This is a genomic window from Actinosynnema sp. ALI-1.44 (assembly GCF_001984155.1).
Lineage (GTDB): Bacteria > Actinomycetota > Actinomycetes > Mycobacteriales > Pseudonocardiaceae > Kibdelosporangium.
Window position 1 is genome coordinate 1 of the sequence record NZ_MTQO01000053.1, and the last position, 18,253, is coordinate 18,253.

An 18,253-nucleotide genomic window follows, 5' to 3' on the forward strand; every position below is an offset into this window, starting at 1 on the left:
CCACGGAGAACGTGACCTCGTCGGCTGGACTCATTTCGGGGGGCCGAGCCCCCCAAACCCCCCACGGTGCGAGCTCCTTCCGGACCAGCGCTGGGCGCGGGACGCTGTCACCAGCAAGAACGCCCGGCAGACCCCAAGTGGTCCGCCGGGCGTTTTCGCGTCCGGTCGCTGTTGCCCCGGTCGGGCGGCAGATCGTCGCCGCGTTCCGGGGTGGGCCGGGTCACCTCTTGTCGTTGTTGAGCGCGTCCTTTGCGTCCTTCACCGCGCCTGCTGCCCTGTCGCGGACGTCGTGCCCGGTTTCCTTGACCTCGCCTTTGAGCTGGTCGCGCTTGCCTGCCGCTTCCATGTCCTCGTTGTCGGTCGACTGGCCGAGCTTTTCCTTGCCCTTGCCGATCAGCTGTTCGGCCTTGTCCTTCATCTTGTCGAAGCCACTCATGCCTATGGAGTGCCCGTCCAACCGCGACACACACCGTTATGTGATCTGTGTCACATTCGTTGTGTTCTGAAGAACTCCGCCATGAGGTCCGCGGCTTGCTGCTCCAGCACTCCGCCGACCACTTCCGGCCGGTGGTTGAGCCGCCTGTCCCTGATCACGTCCCACAGCGAGCCCGCCGCGCCGGTCTTCGGCTCCCATGCGCCGAACACCACCCGCGTGATCCTGGCCAGCACCAACGCGCCCGCGCACATGGTGCATGGCTCCACCGTCACCACCAGCGTGCAGCCGGTCAGGCGCCAGCTGTCGCCCAGCTCGTGGGCTGCTGCGCGCAGGGCGAGGATCTCCGCGTGCGCCGTGGGGTCGCCGAGGGCTTCCCGTGCGTTGCAGGCCCGTGCCAGCTCTTCTCCCGACGGGCCCACCACGATCGCGCCGATGGGCACGTCGCCGGTTCTGGTGGCTTCCGCCGCCACGACCAGCGCGGACGCCATCAGTCGCTCGTCGGGAACCGTCACTGCTGGATGCGGTCGAGCAACGCGTTGAACTCCCCCGCGAAGCCGCAGCGCTGGGCGATCATCTGCAGCTGCTGGTCGGGGTACAGGTCGACCTCGCCGGTGATCACCTGCAGTTCGGGCGCGGGCAGGCCCAGGTCGGCGAGGATGTCCAACGAGCCCTCCGGCCACAGCTCGTCGTCCTCCTCGTCGGGTGGATCCACGCGCAGCAGGTCGAGGGCATCCGCCGCGACGTCGTAGTCCAACGCGGCGGCCGCGTCCGACAACAACAGCGACATACCACCGGGGCTCGGCCTGAGCAGCAGGAAGAACTCGTCGTCGACGGCCAGCATGCCGAAGACCGCGCCGGGCGAGCGGAGTTTGCGCAGTTCGGTGATGGCTGAGTCGAGTTCGCGCAGGGCGTCGGCGCCCATGGAGTCGCACCGCCACTTGCCGTCCTCCCGGACGACCGCTACCGCGAAGCCGGCGACTGGCTCCTGGAGAGACATGTGCACACCGTATTCCGGTTGGCGTTCACCCGGAAGAACCAGCACCCATCGGCGCGCCCACGATGTCACTATCGAGAACATGAACGCCTCACGTTCGACCCAGTCACCGTCCGTTTCCGAGCTGGCTACCGACCCGAGGTTCAGCGGCCTTGTCGAAGCGGCCCGTGCACTGCAACCACGCACGGTGGCGTTGCGACGCAAAATCCACATGCACCCCGAGCAGGGCCTGAACCTGCCGAAGACCCAGGCGGCGGTGATGCAGGCGCTCGACGGTCTCGGCCTGCACGTGATGACTGGCAAGTCGTGCAGTTCGGTCACCGCAGTGCTCAACGGGGCACGGCCGGGCCCGACCGTGCTGTTGCGTGGCGATATGGACGCCCTCCCCCTCCAGGAGGACAGCGGTCTGTCGTACGCCTCCGAAGTAGACGGTTCGATGCACGCGTGCGGCCACGACACGCACACCGCGATGCTCGTGTCGGCCGCGCGACTGCTGTGCAGCCGCAAGGACGCGTTGGCCGGGCGAGTGGTTTTCATGTTCCAGCCCGGTGAGGAGGGCTACCACGGCGCCAGGTACATGATCGAGGAAGGCGTGCTGGACGCGGGCGGACGTCCGATCGAGCGGGCGTTCGCCCTGCACATCACCGCGACGGGCGCGTCCGGTGTGGTCCGCAGCAAGGCGGGACCGATGCTGGCCGCCGCCGACCAGTTCACCGTCCGGGTGATCGGCCGCGGCGGGCACGGTGCGATCCCGCACGACGCATTGGACCCGGTACCAGCCGCCGCTGCCATGGTCGGGGCGCTACAGACCTTGGTGACCAGGCGGATCAGCGTGTTCGAGCCGGTCGTGGTCACCGTTGGGCGGATCACCGCGGGCACCACGTGGAACATCATCCCGGAGTCGGCCGAACTCGAAGGCACCTTCCGGTCGCTGTCGGAGGCCAGCAGGGCCACCATGCGGGAGGAACTGCCCAAGCTCTGCCACCAGATCGCCGCGGCCTACGGCTGCCGCGCCGAGGTCGACCTCGGCCAGGGCTACCCGGTGACGGTCAACGACGGCGAGATCGGGCCGCACGTGGTCGATCTGGCCGGCGCGGTTCTCGGTCAGCGGTACGCCGAACCGATGCCCGCTCCGATGATGGGCGCGGAGGACTTCTCCTACGTGCTGCAGAAAGTTCCCGGCGCGTTCGCGTTCATCGGTGCGTGCCCGCCGGGGGTCGAGCCCGCCGACGCCGACCCGAACCACTCCAACCGTGTCCATTTCGACGAGTCCGCGCTGGCCAACGGAGTAGCGATGTACGCCGCGTTTGCCTTGGACACGCTGCGATAGGGCAGGATGTGATCTGTGCGGCCAGTGTGCGTGATCGGACTAGGGCTCATCGGTGGTTCACTGCTGCGCGCGGCGCGTGAATCGGGCAGACAGGTCTGGGGATTCACCACGTCCTCTGTGGATGCCCAAGCCGCCACAGTGGACGGGTTCACCGTCGAGTCCGGAGTGGATGGCGCGCTGCGGCTGGCGAGGGAGCGCGACGCGATCGTCGCGATCGCGGTTCCCTTGCCCGCGGTGGACAAGACGCTGACGGCCGTCGCCACCCACGCGCCGGAATGTGTGCTGACCGATGTGGTGAGCGTGAAGGCGCCCGTCGAGATGGCTGTCCGGCAGACCGCTTCCCGTGCCCGTTACGTCGGTGGGCACCCGATGGCGGGCACGACCGCTTCCGGTTGGGCGGCCGGGTCCGCGGGATTGTTCGAGAACGCGTCCTGGGTGTTGACCGTCGAGGACGAAACCGATCTGGCCGCGTGGCGTGACGTGGCGCAACTCGTCCTGGACTGCGGTGCGCGGATCGTGCCCGCGAGCGCGGCCGGGCATGACGACGCGGTCGCGCGGATCTCGCATCTGCCGCACCTGCTGGCCGCCGTGCTCGCCGCCGTGGGCGCCGACGGCGGGAACCTTGCGCTCGCTTTGGCCGCGGGCTCGTACTCCGACGGCACCCGCGTCGCCGGGACACGCCCGGAGTTGGTCCGCGCGATGTGTGAAGGCAACCGAGGGCCGTTGCTGGACGCCGTGGACGACGCGCTGGGCAGGCTCGGCGCGGCGCGCGGGGCATTGGCGTCGACGGGTTCGCTCCGGGCGACAGTGGAAGCCGGACACCAGGGTTGGCAGGCGTTGCAGGACCACCGCGACGCGCCCCGCACACCCGGCCGGATCGACCTGACCGGGCCCGACGTCCGCGCGGAGTTGCTCTCGCTCGGCGCGGGCGGCGGACGGGTCACCGGCCTCGACGGGACGTTCGCGGTGACCGCGTAGCTCGGCGGAATTCGGTATCGACCAGGCAACGAAAGTGTGAACCACGGCACATTCCCCCCTAGCTTGAGTGGGTGGAGCGTCGTTTGTTACGCCGGACCGGTTACGCGGTCGGGGGGCTTGTCGTGGTCGTGGGTGCCGTGATCGCGCTGCGCAATTCGGACACGCGGACCAACGGCGAACTGCCGCCACCGCCGGTCCAGACCACGGTCAAGGATTTCGCCGGGGACAGCGCGCTGCCGCCGAAACCCGGCTCGCGACCGGAGAAACCACACGGCTTGGTGGTCATCGCCGGTCCGCACCGATTACAGGCGACCTGGGCCGCCTCGGCGCCAGGTTACGACGTGCAGTTGCGCGGCGAGGGTGGCGTCGTGCGCAACCATTTGGTCGCCGACAACGCCATCCAGTTCGACGGCCTCGAAGAGGGCGTCGACTACCAGGTCGACGTGCGCGCAGTCGATTCCTTCGGCCAACGGTCGGAACCGTCGAGCGCGCGGGAACGGCCGTCGACCACCCGTCCCGACGAAAGCCGGTACGCACTGGTCGACCACTTCGACGGCACACTCGTGCCCGATCCGGCGCGCTGGCGCCTGGCGAACAACGCGGCGTGCGCCCGGATGTCCCGTGGCGTCGGCGACGACAACCGCAGGCTGGTGATCAGCGCCGCGTGCGGCAGCGAGTCCGTGGCGCTGCGGTCACGCACTCCGTTGCAGCTCAAGGACAACGGCGGCGAACTCGGCCGGATGATGATCGAGACCGACTACCCGGCGCGGGACGGCCAGCTGCTGCTCGACCTGGTGCCAGGACCGGCCGACCTGATCGACACCTCGCTGCCGCCGGGGACGCTGCGGGTGAAGATCACGCCGGAGTCGGTCACGCTGCCCGGTGCCGAGCCGGTAGCCATCGCGCGCCGGACCAGTGTCAGTTCCCGCTGGGAGCTCGTCCTCCGCACCGACGGCCTGTCGTTGTGGCGCAACGGCGCCAGGATCGCGAGCAGCACGTACGTGCCGCCGTGGACGTCGGCGACGCCCATGTTCGAGTTCGTCGGACCGCCCAACGGGTTGAGCTACGTCGGGATCGACGCGATCGGGCTGTCCAGCGCGGACACACCCGCGTTCGTGCCGCCGCCGCGGATCACCGCGACCAACCCGAGCAAGGACCCGAAGACCGAGCTGATGAAGGGTGTGCTCGGCGGTCAGCTGCGGCTGACGGTCCGCACGACGCTCCGCGAGCCGATGACACCGTTCACGGTCGAGGTCGCCGGGCGGGTGTTCCCGGCCCGGCCCGCCGTCGACGGGCACGTCTTCGCACCGAGTTTCCGGTTCCCGATCGTCGCCGACCTGCCTGCCGACGCCCTCGTGTTGTCCGGTGACCGCAAGGAACTGCGGATCACCGTCCGCGGCGTCACGCCGACCGTCTCACCGGTCGTGCAGCACGCCGACCTCGAACTGATCCCCGACCCGGCAGGCAGGCCGTCGCCGGAGCAGGCCGACCCGGCCACGGCCCCGGCCACCCGCCCGCCGCTGACCCTCGCCACGCTGAACACGACCTTCCTCGACGCCGCCGGCCAGGCGATCAAGGACAACCGGTTCGTCGCCCGCGGCCGGGTCGTGCTGGAGGTCGCCGCGACCGGCTCCGAGACGCAGGCCGGGCTCGCCGGGCTGGAGATCTTCGTCGACACCCAACGCGTCGCGGGCATCCCGACCGCGGTCGACGGCCCCGGCGTCGCCGGTCGGTGGCGGATCGCGCTCAACAGCGGCGCGTTCGCATCGGGGCCGCACAACCTCGAGGTGAAAGCCTTCAGCACCGACCCGAACGTCGCTCCCGGCTACGCGTCGGCGACGTGGTCGGTCCCTGGTTAGTCCCGCGCAGACCCCGTGCTCAGACCCGGCGCACCAACGGCGGGCACTCCGTCACGAACCCGGTGCTGTCCACGGTCATGTCCGTGGTGAACGCCTCGTGGGTGTAGGTGATCACCGAGCTCTCGTCGCCGACGGACACCGTGGTGTACGTCTGCTGGGAGACCCGGACCGACAGGTCCGGCAGTGACACGTACACGACCGGCAGCTCGTGCCGCCCGGATTCGCGGTGCAGGCCGAGCCTGCGGATCGGCAGCGAGTTGAACAGCACCGATCCCGCGACGTCCACCTCGAGCGCGCCGCCGCACGCCGAGCGCTCGGTACCCTGGCCCCGGTCGACCAGCCAGGTGCCGTCCTCGGTGCGGTTGACCGAGATCTGGCGCTCCTCCTCGGCCGTCGTCGCCCTGATCAGCAGCCGGTGGAACCCGCCGTACTGGTCGGTCGCGGCCTCGTAGGAGGCGCTGTAGGCCTCGGTGTCGGTCGTCGCCGCGGCGATCAGGCGCCCGGACGCCCGTAAGCGGTTGTCGGCGACGAGGAGCCGGACGGACTCCAGCCTGGCGGAGTCGATGCCCTGCCAGGTCATGATCGTCGGCTTGCGCGTGAGGGTTGTCGTCACGCGTTGTCCTGCTTGGGCTTGTCCGGAATCATGTCCTGGATCTTGTCGACCACCGAGTCGACCTTGTCCTCGTGCCCGAACTTCTTCTTGGCGAACTCGCCGACCTTCTCGACGCCGTCCTCGATCTTGTCGCCGTGCTCCTTGACCAGGTCCTGCGCCTTGTTCTTGAGCTCGTCGAAGTTGATTCCCATGTTTCATCTCCCTTTACAGGCCCGCTCCGCAGGCTATCCGACCCGGCGCACCGGCTGCAGCAGCCGCCGGACGATCTGCCCACCCGTCCGGGTGTACCAGTCCGGTCCGCGCAACGTGGCCAGCACCGAGACCAGCTCGGTGACCAGGCGCGACAGCCGGTCGACGTCCGGCATCGGCATCCGCTGCGGGGGACGTTCCTCCTTGATGGACGCGACAGCCTCCGCCACCGCGTCGGTCAGCGTCTCGATCGCCTCGGCCGTGATCGGCTCGGCGCCGCGCTGGATCCCGACGGCGAGGCCGGTCACCGCGTCGGCGGCGCGTTCGAGCGTCACGATCACCGGCCACCACGCCGCTGCCTGCAGGCCCGCCGCGGACGGCTCGACGACGGCCTGCTGGAAGGCGTTGCGCAGGTCGGACAGTTCCCGGTACGTGTCCCTGCGCAACTTGACGCGGTTGTCCGAACCGGACAGGCCGTGCTCGATGTAGGCGCTGAGCGACTCCAATGTGCTCAGCAACTGCGTGCCGACTCGGGGCCGCAGGCTGCCCGGCCACAGCAGGTAGCCGAAGACGAGCACGATCGCGCAGCCCAGTGCGGTGTCGACGAGCCTGGCCGCGACCAGCCCCCAGTCGTTGGCGTGCGCCAGGTCGATTTGGACGATCACGAGCGGCGTGACGAACGTGGAGAACATGCCGTAGTTGCGGTCACGTCCGTACGGCAACGCGCCTGCGATCACCGCGACCAGCAGCACGAGCACCCAGCCGCGTGGGTCGAACGCCAGCACGACCGCGCCGAGCAGGACACCGAGCAACGTGCCGAGACCGCGGAGAACCGCGCGGCCGAACACCGAGCCGAAGTCCGGCTTGAGCACGATCGCGACCGTCAACGCGACCCAGTACGGGTATTCGAGCTTGAACACCCAGCCGAGGAACTCCGCCATCGCCATGCACAGCATCAGGCGCAACGCGTGTGACCACGCGACCCGGCCCATGAAGACCGTTTCCAGCCGTTGACGGAACGGGACGTGGTCCTCGGGGTCGCGGTGGTCGCGTTTGCCGCTCGGCGACGACAGGCCTTCCAGCCCGGCACGCAGCGCGGCGAGGCCGCGGGTGGCTTCTTCGAACTCCGGTGCCTGGGGCAGCCGGTGGTCCAGGCGGATCGCCTCGGCGACCGCGGTCATGTGCATGACGACTTCGGCCGGTGGCTGGCGTCCGACGTTCACCAGCGCCACGCTCGCCTCCACGACCGGCGTGGTGTCGGCCAGGAGTGTCATCAGCCTGCGGTACGCCATGTCCCGCCCGGACAGGCGCGAACGGGCCGTCAGGAGCGCGTCGTAGGCGCTGTTGAGGGCTGCGGTGAGGTCACGCCTCGCCTCGCGGGCGCCTGCCGTTCCCGACGCCGCTAGCATCACGGCCATCTCGTCGTAGACCTCGGCGACCGCGGCCCGTTCCGGGCCTGTCGCCTTGAACGGCCACGCGGCCAGCGCCAGCAGCCACACCATGGCCGCGCCGGCGAGGAACCACAGCGTGGCTATGACGGTGTCTCTCGGTTGTCCCGCGCCAAGGGCGGCGAACACCAGCAACTGCAGGGCCGCCAGCGAGGCGATGTTGCCGCTCGCGCTGATCAACGCGGAGATCCCGGCGATGCCGACGATGACCGCGGCCGACCACCAGCCGTGCCCACCGGCGAGGCTGCCGAAGAAGAACCCGATCGCACCCGCGAAGGCGGCCCAGCCGATCCGCCGCGCCCGGTAGCGGTACGGCCCGTCCGCGTCGGCGAGGGTCGAGCACAGCGCGCCCATCGAGACGATCACGCCGATGTCGAGCCTGCCGAGCGCCAGCCCGATCGCGATCGGCCCGGTGATCGCCACCGCCGCCCTGGCGATCCGCCGCCACGGCACCGGCAGGGTGGACGGCCGGACGAGCTGCACGAGCCAATGTGGAGCGGCGACGGGTTTGCCATCCACATTCGACTTGGGCACAAGACCATCTAAACAAAACCGGCCCCGGTGGCTACTCCACCGGGGCCGGTACTGCTGCCTAGATCACGCGCGGCGACGGCGGCGCTGGAAGATCAGCGCACCCACACCACCACCGACGAGCACGACACCGATGATCAGCGGCGTCAGGATCGACGCACCGGTGTTGGCGAGCTCGTTGTCGTCGTTCTTGGCCTGCGGCGCGGGGGTGTCGGTGGTCGGCGCGGTGGTCGGCGCGGTGCCGCCCCACTCCGCGGCACCCGGGGCCGACAGCCGGACCTTCTCGGACTTCGCCAGGATCAGCGACTGCGACTTCTTCTTCTCGTCCTTGGAGATGAACAGGCGGCCGAGCGAGAACTCGGTGTCACCGGACACGGTGAACTCGACCTTGCCGGTGGCCAGCGAGGCGGGCACCTTCAGGTAGAACTCGTACTTGTCCAGCTGCTGGATCTTCGCGGCGACGTCGGCCTTCGGCAGTTCCTTGCCGTCCTTGTCGCTGAAGATGACGCCCTCGGGCAGCTTGGCCGCGATGGTCACGCCGCTGGCCGACGTGGTGACGACGAACGGGCCGACGAGCGCGCCCGGCTTGCCGCTGAGCTTGTTCGGCTCGAGCTTGAGCACCGGCTTCGGCTCGGTCGGCAGGCCGTTGCCGACGTTCTTGACCAGGTAGTCGTAGACGGCGAAGACGTCCTTCTTGTCGGCCTTCGCGTGCTTCTTGGGGTCCTTCGGGTCCAGCACGTCCTTGAGCTTGCGGTTGTCGCTGAAGTGCCAGACCGCGGCCTGTGTTCCGGCGATGGCCTCGGCCTCGCTGAGCCCGTCGGTGAACTGACCGCCGACCTTCGTGGCGAGGTCGCCGACCTTGATCTGCGGGAAGCCGTTGTTCAGCACCCAGTTGATCTTGGCCGAGTTCTTGTGGAAGAACGAGTCGCGCTTGGGGTGCTTGTTCCAGTCGGCCTCGACGTAGCCAGGGCCCTGCTCGTCGATGGCCTGCGCGATGTCGACGCAGTAGGTCTTGAGCCTGTCACCCTTGTCGCCATCGAGCTTGAGGCCGATGAGCTTGGTGACGACCTCCATGTCGTCCATCATCACCAAGGGGCCCTTGGTGTCCGCGCCCGTGTCGATCCTGCCCGTGACCGAACCCGTCGCCGCAGCGGGTGTCACCGACGCCAGCAAGGCCGTGACGGTCACTCCTGCGAGAGCGGCGCCGATACGCAGCTTGTTCACCCGACTCACGTTTGGTGCTCCCTCATTTTCGGTTAGTGCCCCAGCTACCCCGTGGACGTTCTCGCGGTCTGCATGACACACGCTCACCCTGGGTCCCTCTAACGGGTGTCATGATCGACCACCTGGTGTACATCTACCGATCAGCGGCGTGACTCTATCCAGGGTGTAAAGGCGGTGTGATACCGGGTTGTGTTTACCGCGCCGCCCATTCGGTGACGACCTGGTCAAGGACAGTGAGCGGGAGCGGCCCGCTGCCGATGACGAGATCGTGGAACGTCCGGATGTCGAACCGGGAACCCAGCGCCTTTTCCGCGGCCGCCCGGACACGCTGGATCTCCAGCCTGCCGACCATGTACGACAGCGCCTGGCCGGGGTAGGCGATGTAGCGGTCCACCTCGTTGACGATCTCCAGCCGCGGCATGGGCACGTTCTCGACCATGTAGTCGATCGCCTGCTGCCGTGACCAGCCCTTGGCGTGCAGCCCGGTGTCCACGACGAGCCGCCCGGCGCGGGTGGCGTCCAGCGCCAGCATGCCCAGCCTGGCCACGTCGCCGGAGTACAACCCCATCTCCTCGGCCAGCCGTTCGCAGTACAGCCCCCAGCCCTCGACGTACGAGTTCACGTCCGCCAGACGGCGCAGCAGCGGCAGGCCGTCGAGCTCGCCCGCGATGGTCAGCTGGAAGTGGTGCCCCGGCACGGCTTCGTGGTACGCCGTGACCTCGGAGATGTGTTTGTAGCGTTCACCCGGCTGATATGTGTTGGTGAAATAGGTACCGGCTCGCTGGCCGTCCAACGACGGCGGCATGTAATAGGCCATGGGGGCGCCGGGCGCTTCCGCGGGCGGCACGGGCTCGACCTTGCAACTGTGCGACGGCAGCCGGCCGAACCATTTCGGCGCCTCCGCCTCGGCGCGTTCGATAGCCGTCCGAGCCGACGAGATCATTTCCTCTTCCGAGCTCCAGCGCAGCGCCGGATCCTCGCGCAGCCGCGAGAAGATCTCCTGGACGTCCTTCGTGCCGAACACCCTCGACCCGATCTCGGCGAACTCCTCGGCCAGCGCGCCGATCAGGTCGAGCCCGGTCCGGTGCAACTCGTCGGCCGAACGGCCGGTGGTGGTGTGCACCCGCGACAACCGGGCGTAGAGCTGGTCGCCGTCGGGCAGCCAGGTCAGCCCCGGCTTGTCGTCGGGACGGCCGTGCGGTGCGATCTCGTCGGCCAGCACCGCGCGGTACTCGGCGAACGCGGGCCGGACGACCTCGTCGAGGATCCGGTCGCGCTCGGCTGTGAACGACTCGACCACCTCGGCAGGCGGCTGCGGCCTGCGCAGCGCGTCGTTCTCGGCGGAGCCGTCGAGGTAGCGGTCGAGGTGTGCGACGGCCGACCCCACCAGGTGTGCGACCGGGACACGACCGGCGGCGACGCCTTCGCGGTGCCGGTTCGCGCACTCCGCCAGGTATCCCGGCAGGGCACGCAGCCTGGTCAGGTAGTCCGTGGCCTTCTGCTCGGTCGGCAGTGCCGTCATCGGCAACATCGTCAGCAGACCGGCGGCCGGGGCGACGAACAGGTCGGTGATCGTGTACTCGGCCATCTTCGAGTCGATCCGGTCGACCGTGGCCTGCGCCTGCTGGGACACGACGGCCAGGGTGATCGCGTCGGACGGGTCCACCGACGCCCGGTCGACGGCGTCCGCGCGGGCGGCGATGTCGGCGGCCTGCCCGCGGGTGGTCTCGTCCGCCGCGGCGGACGGGTCGCCGATCAGCGCGTCGTAGCCAGGGATGCCGTGCAGCGATGCGCCGATCGGCTCACGGTCGAAGCCCAGCCGGATCAGTTCGTCCGCCAGTGCGTCGGCCTGGCTCGAAGGGGTTGTCATACCGTCGAAACTAGTCGTTGCTAGTCGCCGAGTCCCCACTTGCGGTGCAGCTCCGCCCGTCGTTCCCGCCACTCCAGCATCACGTCCGGCAGGCGCTCGTGCAGGAAGGCGTAGAACTCCAGCGTCTCCTTCCAGCGCATCCCGGCGGGCGTGTTCTCGCCGAGCAGGTCCATGCCCTCGCGCATGGTCGACTCCCAGCGGTGGATCAGTTGCTCACGACGGGTGATCACGTCGTACCAGAGGTCGTCCTTGACCACGTAGTAGTCGCGGCGCGAACCGGGCTCGCGCTCCCGTTCGACCATGTTGGCCTGGGTGAGGTAGCGCACGGCTCCGGAGATCGCCGCCGGGCTGACCTGGAGTGACTCGGCCATGTCCGTCGCTGTCATCCGTCCGGAGTCCTGACACAACAGGGCGACGAACACCCGGGCGGCCATGCGTTGCATGCCCGCGTCGGCCAGGTGTCCGGCATACCGCTCGATGAACCGAAGGATGGCGGCTTGATCCCGCTGCGTCTCCTGCACCTCGCTCACCGCGTCATCCTCTCCCGGAGTTGGTTGCTACAGGTAACTTTATACGCTTTCTTAACTTCATGATTTTGTGAAGTAAGTGTAACTTCGGGCCATGACACACGCGATATCCGTGTCCGGCCTGGTGAAGACGTTCGGCCGGACGCGCGCGCTCGACGGTCTCGACCTGACCGTGAGCGAGGGGGAGGTGCACGGCTTCCTTGGCCCGAACGGCGCGGGCAAGTCGACCACCATCCGTGTTCTGCTGGGTCTGTTGCGTGCCGATTCCGGCACCACCCAGCTGCTCGGCGGCGATCCCTGGGGGCAGGCCGCCGAACTGCACCGCCGCCTGGCCTACGTGCCCGGCGACGTCACACTCTGGCCGAACCTGTCCGGCGGCGAGGTCATCGACCTGCTGGGCAGGCTGCGGGGCGGCCTTGACCCGAAGCGCAAAGCCGTGCTGCTCGAGCGCTTCGAACTCGATCCGACCAAGAAGGGGCGCACGTACTCGAAGGGCAACCGGCAGAAGGTCGCGCTCGTCGCGGCCCTGTCGTCGGACGTGGAACTGCTCGTGCTGGACGAGCCGACGTCGGGCTTCGACCCGTTGATGGAGGCGATGTTCCGCGAATCCATCGAGGAGGAGAAGGAACGCAACCGGACCGTGCTGCTGTCCAGCCACATCCTCTCCGAGGTCGAGGCGCTGTGCGACCGGGTGAGCATCATCCGCAACGGCCGCACGGTCGAGACGGGAACGCTCGCCCAGTTGCGGCACCTGACCAGGACCTCGATCCAGGCCGAGTTGGCGACCACCCCGACCGGCCTCGCCGAACTGCCCGGCGTGCACGACCTGCGGGCCCGCGACGGCCACGTCCAGTTCGAAGTGGACACGGCGGAGATCGACGGTGCGCTCAGGCACCTGACGTCGTTCGGCGTCCGGTCGCTGACCAGCCAGCCACCGACGCTGGAGGAGCTGTTCCTGCGGCACTACGAGGACGACCTCAAATGAGCACCCTGGTAGGGACCGGATCGCTGATCCGGTTGGCGCTGCGCCTCGACCGCGTCCGGTTGCCGATCTGGATGCTGGTCACCGTCGGTCTGGTGCTCGCGACCGCGACCTCGGTCGCGGATCTGTACCCCGACGACGCCTCACGCAAACAGATCGCGGCCACCATCGGCAGCAACCCGGCGATGAGCGCGATCTACGGCACGGTCTACGACACGTCGCTCGGTGCGGTGGTCATGTGGCGGCTGGCGATCGTCGGTGCGCTGATGGTCACGCTGATGAGCATCATGACCGTCAACCGGCACACCCGTCAGGACGAGGAAGCCGGTCGGCTGGAGCTGATCGGCGCGACCGTGGTCGGCAGGCACGCGCCGACGACCGCCGCACTGCTCGTCGCGGGCGGCGCGAACATCGTTGTGGCACTGGTGATCTCGGCGGGACTGGCCGGGCAGGGTCTGCCGGTCGGCGGGTCGTTCCTCGCCGGGTTCGCCTTCGGCGCACTGGGAATCGCGTTCGCGGCGGTCGCGGCCGCCGCCGCGCAGCTGGCCGAGAACGCCAGGACGGTCACCGGAATCGCGGCGCTGGTGCTCGCGGTCGCGTTCGTACTGCGGCTGGTCGGCGACGCGAGTTCGGTGGCGTGGCTGAGCTGGATCTCCCCGATCGGCTGGCTGCAGCAGACCCACGCGTACGCCGAGAACCGTTGGTGGACCTTGGTTCTACTGCTCGCGGTAGCGGTCGTGTTCACCGGCGTGGCGTTCGCGCTGGGCAGCGGGCGCGACCACGGTGCCGGTCTGATCCGGTCGCGGCCAGGACCGCCGGCGGCGAGTGCGTCGCTGAGTGGCCCGTTCGGGCTGGCGTGGCGGCTGCACCGGGGGTCGATGATCGGCTGGCTGGCCGGTTTCCTGGTGCTGGGCCTGATGTTCGGTGCGATCGCCAACAGTGCGACGGACCTGGTGAAGGACAACCCGCAGATGGCCGAGATCGTCGAGCAGATGGGCGGCCAGTCCGTGCTGATCGACGCGTTCATGACGGCGATCCTCGGCATCATCGCGTTGGTCGTGTCGATCTACGCGGTGCAGGCGACGCTGCGGCTGCGGTCGGAGGAAACCGCTGTCCGCGCCGAACCGGTGCTGGCGACGGGCGTCAGCCGGTGGCGTTGGGCGGTGAGCCACTTGGTGTTCGCGGCGATCGGCGCGGCGGTGATGCTCGTCGCCGCCGGTGCCGCGATGGGCCTGGCGTACGGGATCTCGGTGAACGACATCGGTGGCCAGTTCGGCAACGTCATGCAAGCGGCGCTCGTGCAGTTGCCCGCGACCCTGGTCGTCGCCGGGATCGCGATGGCGCTCTTCGGTCTGGCGCCGCGGTACGTGATCGGCAGCTGGGCGGCGTTGACGGTGTTCTGGTTGCTCGGCCAGCTCGGGCCGATGCTGCGGGTGCCGCAGTGGCTGATGGACGTCTCGCCGTTCACGCACGTGCCGAAGCTGCTCAGCGATGTCAGCGCGGCACCGCTGGTCTGGCTGTCTGTCGTGGCGGTCGCGCTGATGGCGGCCGGTCTCGCCGGGTTCCGGCGCAGGGACATCGGCTAGCAGGGGCGGTTTGTGTGGGGACGGACGCACGGACCCGCCCCCACCAGCACCCCACACATGTTGCTCCACACACCCGCCGTGCCGGGCAGTGTCCTCACGAGGACTCGAACCTCGGACCTCGGCGTTCGTAGCGCCGCGCTCTGTCCACCTGAGCTACGAGGACGGAAAAGAAAAGAGCCGCCTCATCGGAAGTCCGATTGGGCGGCTCTCGCGCTGTGCTTTCACTCAGCGCTGAGAGCCGTCCTGACCTGCGCGGAAGCACATGTCGCGGTCGTCTTCACTGTGACGCCATGCGTTCATTTTCGCTTCCTCCTTTCTCGGTTTGACGAGAATTACTATGACGCATTCCCGCGCAGTGGTCCAACGATTATTCGGCCGGGCGGACAGGCGCGGGCCGATTGGCGCCCGGCCACGGCTCGAAGCGTTCACCGTCCGCCTGCGACTTCTCCACGTGTTCCTCGACCCGGTACACGGTCATGCCACGGGCCTTGTAGTTGTTCAGCGCCTGCGCGCTGTCCAACGTGTTGGTGTGCAGCCACACCCTGGTCGTGCCCGGGACGGCCCACGCCGCCTCCAGGACGCGGGTGAGCAGGTATCCGCCGAGTCCCCGGCCGATGAACGACGGCACCAGGCCGAAGTTCTCGATCTCCACGTCGCCGCCGTCGCGCCGGGTGAGTTCGGCGTACCCGGCAGGCGTGCCACGGACCCACAGGACCCAGGTCTCGTGTCCCGGCGTGGTCAGCCAGTCCATCCACTGCTGGTAGTCCCAGTTCACGTTGTGCGCCCAGTACCAGTCGCTGCCGACGGCGGTGTAGAGGTACCTGTTGAACTCCGGTGACGGCTCCTCCGCCCGTACGAACCGCACATCGATGTCGGGCTTTGCCGAAGGTTTGACCTGGTCGGGACTGGTTTGCTGGAGGTAGTACCTGGTCGCGAGCATGTGATCAGTCCACCACGGATCGCCTCAGGCGAGCACGCGGTTCGCGCAACGGGTTCAGAGAAGCCGGTGCTCGCGATCGAGTCGTCCACCACAGCACACCGCCCACTGTCCGCTGTGGACAGTGGGCGGTGTGGCGGTGGATCAGGCGCCTGCCAACGACCACAGCGCGTACGCGATCACGTCGCTGTGCCGGTCGAGCGACGTGGCGTTGATGTTGCTGATGGTGTCGCAGGCCTGGTGGTAGCAGCGGTCGAACGCGACGTTCGCCTGGCCACCCCACTTCTGGGCCTGCGCCGCGGTCTTGCGGACCTCGGCACCGCTGAACGTGCCGCCGACGGGGATGCCCGCGCGGGCGAACGCGGCGTGGTCGGACCGGCCGCCGACGCTGGTCAGCTCGGTCGGCACGCTCTTGCTCGCGAACCCGGCTTCGAGCAGGTCCTCGATCGCCTTCGACCCGGTGGGCTGACCGGACGCCGAGTAGACGAAGTACGCCGGGTTCGGCGAACCGGTCATGTCGAAGTTGAGGTACGCCTTGATCACGGCGCGCTGCGCGGCGGTCAGGCTGTTGACGTACGCGGTCGAGCCGACCAGCCCGAGCTCCTCAGCACCCCACCAGCCGAAGCGCAACTGCTTGGGGGGACGCAGGTTCAGCCGCGACACGGTCAGCGCGGTCTCGAGCAGACCGGCCGATCCCGAGCCGTTGTCGTTGATGCCGGGACCGCGGCTGACGCTGTCGAGGTGCGCGCCCGCCATGATCACGTTGGTGGCGTCGCCGTGCGGCCAGTCGGCGATCAGGTTGAAGCCCGCCGCGCCGCCGTTGGTGAACTGGTGGATCCTCGTGGTGAACCCGGCAGCGTCCAACTTGGACTTGACGTAGTCGAGTGACGCGCGGTAGCCGGGCCTGCCGTGCGCCCGGTTGCCGCCGTTGGCGGTCGCGATCCGCTGGAACTCGGACAGGTGGGCCTGCACGTTGGCCACCGGGATGTCCGGCGCGGGCTGCACTGCCTGCGCCTGGACCGGGGTCACGGCCACACCGGCGACGAGCAGCAGGGAGGCGAGGAGTTTCATGTTTCCTCCTGAATGTGCCGTTTTGCAGGGGATGGGACGGCATGTCTTATTCAGGGGCACGCATGAGTGCCGCGGTACCCGCCGGAAGTTGGTCAGGCCCCTCGCTCTTGCCGGAAGTCGCGCACCCTGGTGTCGAACCAGGCTTCCCAAGGATATGAGCCCCGGGTGGTCGCCGGACCGTGCGCGCAGGTGATATGGGCGAACTCGATGGCCGCTCCCGCGCCAGGGTTCGAACCTGGCCTTACCGATTAACAGTCGGTCGTGCTGCCGCTGACACCACGCGGGAAAACAAAAGCCGCCGGTCGCAACGCGACGGGCGGCTCCCTGCCTACGGTGACGTTTTCAGACCGTCACGGCGGGGAACCACCGGAGTGCATGCGATTGCGATTCGTCATGGCTCGAGCGTCGCACGCCGGTCAACAGGGTTTTCCACCTGTGGACAACCCTGTGGATGACTGGCCCCGCCTGTGGACAACCTCCCTCCTGTCCGCAGGCCGGGGCCGCGCGCGGTGTGGATGGGCCCGCCGCCCGTCCCCTGTGGACAAACGGGGCACGGCGGGTAACGAACAGGTGTCACCCGGATGGCGCAAACCCGGCTGCGACCTCGGGATATACCAGCGACGAGCTCCCCTGTGGGGCGATCCTGTTCAGCCGTGGTTCACGGCGCACACCGGACGCCTTACGATGCGTACCCACGTGGGGGCCGGGAAAGGAGCAGGCGAGGGTGCCGAAGAGAGTCAATGACCTGTTCAACCTGGAGAACGTCAAGCGCGCCATGCGCGAGAAGGCGATCAGCGTGGTCGACCAGGTGGTCGCCCGCTATCACAGGGAACAGGCCGAGCACATCGCTCGCCTCGAGCAGCAGGTGACCGATCTGCGCGCGGAGGTCGTGCACCAGGGCGACCGGACCCGTGACCGGGTGCTGGAGTTCGAGATCCGGCACCGCCGCGACATCCCGTTCGCGGCCGATCACGCCGCCGCGAAGGAAAGCGCCCGCTTCGTGCACGAGCACATGCCGGCCAAGCAGGCCTTCCCGCACGCCCACGACACGCTCGAACACGCGCTGTCGCTGGCCCCGCGCGGTGGGTTGTCGCTGGAGTTCGGCGTCTGGCAGGGCACCACGCTGAAGATCATCGCCACCGACCGCGTCGGCGACGGCGAGGACGTCTATGGCTTCGACTCGTTCGAAGGCCTGCCCGAGGACTGGCGCAGCGGCTTCCCGGCGGGCCACTTCACCGTCGACGGCCTGCCCGACGTGCCCGGCGCCGAGCTGGTCGTCGGCTGGTTCGACGACACGCTGCCCGGCTTCCTCGACGAGCACCCCGGTGTCGTGGACTTCCTGCACGTCGACGGGGACCTCTACAGCTCGGCGAAGACCGTGCTCGACCTGGTCGGACCGCGGCTGCGCGAGGGCAGCGTGATCCTGTTCGACGAGTTCTTCAACTTCCCCGGCTGGCAGAACCACGAGTACAAGGCGTGGATGGAGTACGTGGAGCGGACCGGGATCGAATTCACGTACGAGGGCTACACCTGGAACAACGAGCAGGTCATCGTGAAGGTGACCAAGCCGGGCCGACACTGAGTCAACCATTCGCACCCAGGCCGCGTCTCATTCATGGGCGCGGCCTGTTCGTTTGTGCCGCGCCCGGGCCGCGTATTGTGGGCCTCACGCGGCGTC

17 protein-coding genes and 2 tRNA genes are annotated in these 18,253 nt (G+C 68.6%); 6 read left to right on the top strand and 13 right to left on the bottom strand.

Annotated features, from left to right (window positions below):
- Positions 1–220 precede the first annotated feature (220 nt).
- Genes ALI144C_RS41880 through ALI144C_RS41890 form a run of 3 tightly spaced genes read right to left on the bottom strand, consistent with a single transcriptional unit; the run spans position 221 to position 1,433 of the window.
- Complete coding sequence (locus ALI144C_RS41880; RefSeq protein WP_076992857.1) at positions 221–436, bottom strand: CsbD family protein; 216 nt, start codon at positions 434–436, stop codon at positions 221–223.
- Positions 437–486: 50 nt separating this feature from the next.
- The gene (locus tag ALI144C_RS41885) at positions 487–924 is read right to left on the bottom strand and encodes a nucleoside deaminase (protein WP_076993667.1); all 438 of its coding nucleotides are present in this window, start codon (positions 922–924) and stop codon (positions 487–489) included.
- Between the two features lie 20 nt (positions 925–944).
- A complete protein-coding gene (locus tag ALI144C_RS41890; protein WP_076993668.1) occupies positions 945–1,433 on the bottom strand; it encodes a tRNA adenosine deaminase-associated protein in 489 nt (162 codons plus the stop codon).
- 79 nt (positions 1,434–1,512) lie between these two features.
- Here ALI144C_RS41890 and ALI144C_RS41895 point away from each other — a divergent pair, with 79 nt between their 5' ends.
- The 3 genes from ALI144C_RS41895 (at position 1,513) to ALI144C_RS41905 (ending at position 5,597) form a co-directional block, all read left to right on the top strand.
- A complete protein-coding gene (locus tag ALI144C_RS41895; protein ID WP_076992858.1) occupies positions 1,513–2,760 on the top strand; it encodes a M20 metallopeptidase family protein in 1,248 nt (415 codons plus the stop codon).
- Between the two features lie 15 nt (positions 2,761–2,775).
- A complete protein-coding gene (locus ALI144C_RS41900) occupies positions 2,776–3,738 on the top strand; it encodes a prephenate dehydrogenase (RefSeq protein WP_076992859.1) in 963 nt (320 codons plus the stop codon).
- A gap of 71 nt (positions 3,739–3,809) precedes the next feature.
- A complete protein-coding gene (locus ALI144C_RS41905; RefSeq protein ID WP_143231187.1) occupies positions 3,810–5,597 on the top strand; it encodes a fibronectin type III domain-containing protein in 1,788 nt (595 codons plus the stop codon).
- Between the two features lie 19 nt (positions 5,598–5,616).
- Here ALI144C_RS41905 and ALI144C_RS41910 read toward each other — a convergent pair whose 3' ends face one another.
- The 6 genes from ALI144C_RS41910 to ALI144C_RS41935 form a co-directional block, all read right to left on the bottom strand.
- The gene (locus tag ALI144C_RS41910; RefSeq protein ID WP_237774579.1) at positions 5,617–6,210 is read right to left on the bottom strand and encodes a putative glycolipid-binding domain-containing protein; all 594 of its coding nucleotides are present in this window, start codon (positions 6,208–6,210) and stop codon (positions 5,617–5,619) included.
- Positions 6,207–6,401 carry an antitoxin gene (locus ALI144C_RS41915; RefSeq protein WP_054287709.1) on the bottom strand — a complete coding sequence of 65 codons (195 nt, stop codon included), beginning with the start codon at positions 6,399–6,401 and terminating at the stop codon, positions 6,207–6,209. The genes ALI144C_RS41910 and ALI144C_RS41915 overlap by 4 nt, the downstream gene beginning before the upstream one ends.
- Positions 6,402–6,434: 33 nt before the next feature.
- Positions 6,435–8,381 carry an FUSC family protein gene (locus ALI144C_RS41920; RefSeq protein ID WP_237774580.1) on the bottom strand — a complete coding sequence of 649 codons (1,947 nt, stop codon included), beginning with the start codon at positions 8,379–8,381 and terminating at the stop codon, positions 6,435–6,437.
- A gap of 63 nt (positions 8,382–8,444) precedes the next feature.
- On the bottom strand, positions 8,445–9,602 hold the full coding sequence (locus tag ALI144C_RS41925; protein ID WP_083753882.1) for a thioester domain-containing protein: 1,158 nt from the start codon (positions 9,600–9,602) through the stop codon (positions 8,445–8,447).
- Between the two features lie 193 nt (positions 9,603–9,795).
- Positions 9,796–11,472, bottom strand: coding sequence for a DUF885 domain-containing protein (locus tag ALI144C_RS41930; RefSeq protein WP_076992863.1), 1,677 nt, complete (start codon positions 11,470–11,472; stop codon positions 9,796–9,798).
- A 20-nt stretch (positions 11,473–11,492) separates the two neighbouring features.
- Positions 11,493–12,002: a GbsR/MarR family transcriptional regulator gene (locus ALI144C_RS41935; protein WP_076992864.1), complete on the bottom strand. Its 510-nt coding sequence runs from the start codon at positions 12,000–12,002 to the stop codon at positions 11,493–11,495.
- Between the two features lie 91 nt (positions 12,003–12,093).
- Between ALI144C_RS41935 and ALI144C_RS41940 the strand changes: the two genes are divergently transcribed.
- Both ALI144C_RS41940 and ALI144C_RS41945 read left to right on the top strand, forming a co-directional pair.
- Positions 12,094–12,984 (top strand): ABC transporter ATP-binding protein, encoded by an 891-nt coding sequence (locus ALI144C_RS41940; protein ID WP_076992865.1) that lies wholly within the window; start codon positions 12,094–12,096, stop codon positions 12,982–12,984.
- The gene (locus ALI144C_RS41945; protein WP_076992866.1) at positions 12,981–14,567 is read left to right on the top strand and encodes an ABC transporter permease; all 1,587 of its coding nucleotides are present in this window, start codon (positions 12,981–12,983) and stop codon (positions 14,565–14,567) included. Before ALI144C_RS41940 ends, ALI144C_RS41945 begins: the two co-directional genes overlap by 4 nt.
- A gap of 89 nt (positions 14,568–14,656) precedes the next feature.
- Here the strand turns inward: ALI144C_RS41945 and ALI144C_RS41950 are convergent.
- From ALI144C_RS41950 to ALI144C_RS41965, 4 genes are all read right to left on the bottom strand, one after another.
- A tRNA-Arg gene (locus tag ALI144C_RS41950) sits at positions 14,657–14,730 on the bottom strand.
- 204 nt (positions 14,731–14,934) lie between these two features.
- Positions 14,935–15,507 carry a GNAT family N-acetyltransferase gene (locus ALI144C_RS41955; RefSeq protein WP_076992867.1) on the bottom strand — a complete coding sequence of 191 codons (573 nt, stop codon included), beginning with the start codon at positions 15,505–15,507 and terminating at the stop codon, positions 14,935–14,937.
- Between the two features lie 141 nt (positions 15,508–15,648).
- Positions 15,649–16,575 (bottom strand): M28 family metallopeptidase, encoded by a 927-nt coding sequence (locus ALI144C_RS41960; RefSeq protein ID WP_076992868.1) that lies wholly within the window; start codon positions 16,573–16,575, stop codon positions 15,649–15,651.
- A 214-nt stretch (positions 16,576–16,789) separates the two neighbouring features.
- Positions 16,790–16,861 (bottom strand) — tRNA-Asn (locus tag ALI144C_RS41965).
- Between the two features lie 438 nt (positions 16,862–17,299).
- Here ALI144C_RS41965 and ALI144C_RS41970 point away from each other — a divergent pair.
- The gene (locus ALI144C_RS41970; RefSeq protein WP_441297597.1) at positions 17,300–18,157 is read left to right on the top strand and encodes a class I SAM-dependent methyltransferase; all 858 of its coding nucleotides are present in this window, start codon (positions 17,300–17,302) and stop codon (positions 18,155–18,157) included.
- Positions 18,158–18,253 lie beyond the last annotated feature (96 nt).

What these genes read in the sequence shown, in the direction of transcription:
- ALI144C_RS41880 (WP_076992857.1), bottom strand. Translation starts at nt 436, where the DNA reads ATGAGTGGCTTCGACAAGATGAAGGACAAGGCCGAACAGCTGATCGGC.
- ALI144C_RS41885 (WP_076993667.1), bottom strand. Translation starts at nt 924, where the DNA reads ATGGCGTCCGCGCTGGTCGTGGCGGCGGAAGCCACCAGAACCGGCGAC.
- ALI144C_RS41890 (WP_076993668.1), bottom strand. Translation starts at nt 1,433, where the DNA reads ATGTCTCTCCAGGAGCCAGTCGCCGGCTTCGCGGTAGCGGTCGTCCGG.
- ALI144C_RS41895 (WP_076992858.1), top strand. Translation starts at nt 1,513, where the DNA reads ATGAACGCCTCACGTTCGACCCAGTCACCGTCCGTTTCCGAGCTGGCT.
- ALI144C_RS41915 (WP_054287709.1), bottom strand. Translation starts at nt 6,401, where the DNA reads ATGGGAATCAACTTCGACGAGCTCAAGAACAAGGCGCAGGACCTGGTC.
- ALI144C_RS41930 (WP_076992863.1), bottom strand. Translation starts at nt 11,472, where the DNA reads ATGACAACCCCTTCGAGCCAGGCCGACGCACTGGCGGACGAACTGATC.
- ALI144C_RS41940 (WP_076992865.1), top strand. Translation starts at nt 12,094, where the DNA reads ATGACACACGCGATATCCGTGTCCGGCCTGGTGAAGACGTTCGGCCGG.
- ALI144C_RS41945 (WP_076992866.1), top strand. Translation starts at nt 12,981, where the DNA reads ATGAGCACCCTGGTAGGGACCGGATCGCTGATCCGGTTGGCGCTGCGC.
- ALI144C_RS41955 (WP_076992867.1), bottom strand. Translation starts at nt 15,507, where the DNA reads ATGCTCGCGACCAGGTACTACCTCCAGCAAACCAGTCCCGACCAGGTC.
- ALI144C_RS41960 (WP_076992868.1), bottom strand. Translation starts at nt 16,575, where the DNA reads ATGAAACTCCTCGCCTCCCTGCTGCTCGTCGCCGGTGTGGCCGTGACC.